Source organism: Schnuerera sp. (genome assembly GCF_035459645.1).
GTDB lineage: Bacteria > Bacillota > Clostridia > Tissierellales > Tepidimicrobiaceae > Schnuerera.
This window is the reverse complement of the sequence record NZ_DATHXO010000141.1, coordinates 1-3820: the sequence shown is the minus strand read 5'-3', so window position 1 is coordinate 3820 and position 3820 is coordinate 1. Positions and strand designations below refer to the sequence as shown.

At 33.6% G+C, this 3820-nt stretch carries 5 protein-coding genes and 1 pseudogene; all 6 read left to right on the top strand.

Translation table 11 applies throughout. From position 1 onward, the window contains the following. On the top strand, nucleotides 1–258 hold a 258-nt coding region (locus tag VK998_RS03245), incomplete at its 5' end, for a M24 family metallopeptidase C-terminal domain-containing protein (RefSeq protein WP_325225430.1). A gap of 113 nt (nucleotides 259–371) precedes the next feature. Beyond that, on the top strand, nucleotides 372–536 hold the full coding sequence (locus VK998_RS03240; RefSeq protein ID WP_325225429.1) for a helix-turn-helix domain-containing protein: 165 nt from the start codon (nucleotides 372–374) through the stop codon (nucleotides 534–536). A 426-nt stretch (nucleotides 537–962) separates the two neighbouring features. Continuing rightward, entirely contained in the window at nucleotides 963–1337 is a 375-nt protein-coding gene (locus VK998_RS03235; RefSeq protein ID WP_325225427.1) for a 4Fe-4S binding protein, read from the top strand. A 12-nt stretch (nucleotides 1338–1349) separates the two neighbouring features. Beyond that, entirely contained in the window at nucleotides 1350–3476 is a 2127-nt protein-coding gene (locus VK998_RS03230; protein ID WP_325225424.1) for an aldehyde ferredoxin oxidoreductase family protein, read from the top strand. Between the two features lie 11 nt (nucleotides 3477–3487). Further along, nucleotides 3488–3574: pseudogene (locus VK998_RS12970) on the top strand (ubiquitin family protein); the annotation flags it as partial. Nucleotides 3575–3639: 65 nt separating this feature from the next. Beyond that, nucleotides 3640–3820, top strand: a 181-nt coding sequence (locus VK998_RS12965; RefSeq protein WP_414713548.1) for a PAS-domain containing protein, incomplete at its 3' end; no start/stop codon positions are given.

Genomic DNA, 3820 nt, shown 5'->3' with positions numbered 1-3820 from the left:
GCAGGCAAACATGGTATAAGAATCGAAAATGTAGCTGTAGTAGAGGAAGACATAGAAACAGAATTTGGTGGTAAATTCATGAAATTTGAGAATATTTCCTATTGTCCAATAGATCTTGATGGAATAGATGTAGATATGTTGACACAAGAAGAGAAAAAATGGTTGAATGACTATCATGAGGAAGTATATGAAAAGCTTTCACCATATCTAAATGATGAGGAAAAGGAATGGTTGAAGAAGGAAACTAGGAATATATAAATTTAACTTAAACATAGGGGAGAGTGTGGGATGTTGGAATAAAGGGACCTTGTTTTTAGACTAAATAGGAGACATGTCTCTCTTAGCCAATAGATTTATTACTAGATACTATTTTGGTAAAAATTTCTAAAAACACTAAAAGCACAAGAAATCCTTATGATTTAAATATTGCTATATCTGATGTTGAGAGAAATATGATTATAAAAGCTTTAGAAGTTACAGGAAACAATAGAGGAAAGGTAGCTAGACTTCTTTATATACTAAGAATTAATGGATAGATATAACATAGAAGAAGTGTCTATTGAATGACAAGGATGTCGGCAACAAGACACTTCTTTTTTATTTTGGTTTCTACAGTGACAATTAAAGAAGTCGAGCAATTTATAGATTAGATGACGAAGGACTGTTCTATAGTGATTAATAAAGAGAGAACGCAGATAAAATATGAAATTCATGAAAATATTATTTAATCTAGTCATTTTTGAATAAAGTATTAAAAACAAGACAGTATTTATAGATAAAGTCTTAATATTAGGACAAATTATGAATTCAAAAAAAATACCTTTAAATTTTCGCATTTAGATAACTATAGAACTTGGTATGAAGATTGCATTAAGAATAGATGATATAAATTATAAGAAATTGAAAGTTAATATTATTTATTTTCAACAATATTAATGATGGAGAATAAAGGGGGTAGTATTTTGAAATATTTAGTTAAAAATCCTGAACTATGCATAGAATGCAAGGCTTGTGAAGAAGCCTGTTCTAAAGTTTTTTTTAAAGAAAACAATGGAGAAAAATCTAGAATAAGGATAGGTGGTGATAAAAAAATCACAGCTTGTACTCAATGTGGTGAATGTATAGATATATGTCCAGTGGAAGCTTTATATAGAGATGAGAAAGGAATAATTAGACTTGATAAGGAAAAATGCGTAGGATGTCTTATGTGTGTAGGATTTTGCCCAGAATTTGCCATGTTTGAACATGAAGATTATATAGAACCTTTTAATTGTATAGCTTGTGGAATATGTGTAAAATCATGTCCAACAGGAGCTATTTATATAGAAAAGAAATAAGGGGGTGTCAGTGTGAAAAAATTAATAGATTATAAATATGATTTAGGAAATATAGAAAGAGGTTATAATAGCAGAACCTTATATGTAAATTTAACAGATTTAGAGATAAAAGAAAAAGAAATAACTGATGAGATGAAGGATAAATTGTTAGGTGGTAGAGGTTTTGGTCTATGGTATTTGTGGAATTCAGTAACTCCAGAAACAAAATGGGATGATCGTGAAAATGAAATAATAATCTCTACTGGTCCTATAGGAGGCATTACCCAATATCCAGGAGCTGGGAAATCCACAGTAGTAACTCTTTCTCCATTAACCGGAATCCCAATAGATAGCAATGTAGGAGGATATTTTGGACCTTATTTAAAATTTTCCGGATTTGATGCTTTGGAGATACAAGGAAAAGCTGAAGAAGATGTGGTCATTTTTATAGATGGAAACAGTGGAAAAGTTGAAATTGCAAGATCTAATATAGAAGAAAAAGATAGCCATATTTTAGCAGAAAAGCTTACTGAAATCTATGCAATTGACGAAGAGGACAAGAAGAATATATCAGTAGTATCTACTGGTAGTGCTGCTGAGCATAGTTTAATGTGTATGTTGAATTTTAGTTTCTATGATGTAAGGAGAGAATCTACTAGGCTTAAACAAGCTGGTAGAGGAGGTACAGGTACAGTTTTTAGAAACAAAAGGATTCAAGCTATTGTAGTTAGGTATAAGGGAACAAAAGGGAATCTAAACAATCCAGCAGATCAAAAGAAAATAAATAAAACTGGTATTAAACTACATAGAGAAATAGCCGAGCTAGATGATAAACAGAATAAAATGAGGGAAATTGGTACAGCAAATATTATAGAAGTAATGGATGAATACGATTTATTACCAGTACACAATTTTAAATTTGGTAGACATAAAGATACATACAAAATATCTTCAGATGTATTTAAGGGTATGGTAAGACAAAATATGCCAGATGGTTGTTGGTATGGATGTAGTATGTCTTGTGCTAAAGCAGTTGATGGTTTTGTTCCAGAAACAGGACCTTATAAAGGGCAGAAAGTAATCGTAGATGGGCCAGAATATGAAAATGCTGCTGGGTTAGGTTCTAATATAGGAGTATTCTGTCCTAATGGAGTTTTAGAAATGAATTTTTACTGCGATACCTATGGACTAGATATTATTTCCTTTGCTACTACTACAGCATTTATTATGGAATGTTATGAAAATAGTATAATAGATAAAGAAATAACTGGTGGGTTGGAACTTAAATTTGGAAATAAAAATGCAACCTTAGAATTGTTACACCAGATGGCAAATGGAGAAGGATTTGGTAAATTAGCTGGTTTAGGTGTAAGAAGGCTTAAAGAGATATTTGTTAAAGAATACGGTGCAAACACGGATTTCCTCTGGGATATAGGAATGGAGCAAAAAGGGCTAGAGTATTCTGAATATGTTAGTAAGGAAAGTTTAGCTCAACAAGGAGGCTATGGACTTACCAATAAAGGACCTCAACATGATGAAGCATGGCTAATATTTATGGATATGGTAAATAACCAGATACCAACCTTTGAGGATAAGGCAGAAGCTCTTCATTATTTCCCTATGTTAAGAACCTGGTTTGGATTAAATGGGTTGTGTAAATTGCCTTGGAATGATATAGCTCCAGCAGATAATCATTTAACAGATGAACCCGCTAAAATACCTGAACATGTACAAAACTATGTGGATTTATATAATGCAGTCACGGGTAAAAACATAGATGAAGATGAACTCATACGTCAATCGGAAAGAGTATATAATCTTCAAAGGATATTTAATATCAAAATGGGTTATGGCAAAAGAATTCACGACAGAACTCCCTATCGTTCCATGGGACCTGTAACGGAAGAAGAATATCTATCTAGACAGGAAAGATATGATAATCAGCTAAAAGAATTATTGAACTACGATGTAAAAGGGAAAAGTACAGCAGAAAAAATAAAAGTTTTGAGAGAATATAGGGAAGAACAATATGAAAAATTGACGGATGCAGTATATAAAAGAAGAGGCTGGACTATGGATGGAGTACCATCTCCAGAAAAACTAAAGGAATTAGGGATGGACTGGCCAGAATTATTAGAAGTAGTAGAAAAACATATTTAAAGGGGATTTAGATGATAACAGTAAATGGAAAAGAATTTCCTTATAAAGAAGGATTAACAGTTGAAAAATTATTGAAAAAAATGGGGTATGTATATCCAAGGATTATCGTTAGGATTAATGGAGAAGTAATAGAGAAGGAAGATTATACTAAAACTACCTCGAGATCGGCGACGCCGACCTGGATGGCTGGATCCGCGACCGCGTCGTTGCCCACCAGAATCCAACCGGCGAGCCGCTGCTGCGGCACTATGCCGACGATACGTGGGCGTTGGTGCGCGAGAACCGCACGCCCGACGGCGGAATCATTCAGACCCGCACCGACGTCACCGCTCTCCGTCAAGCGG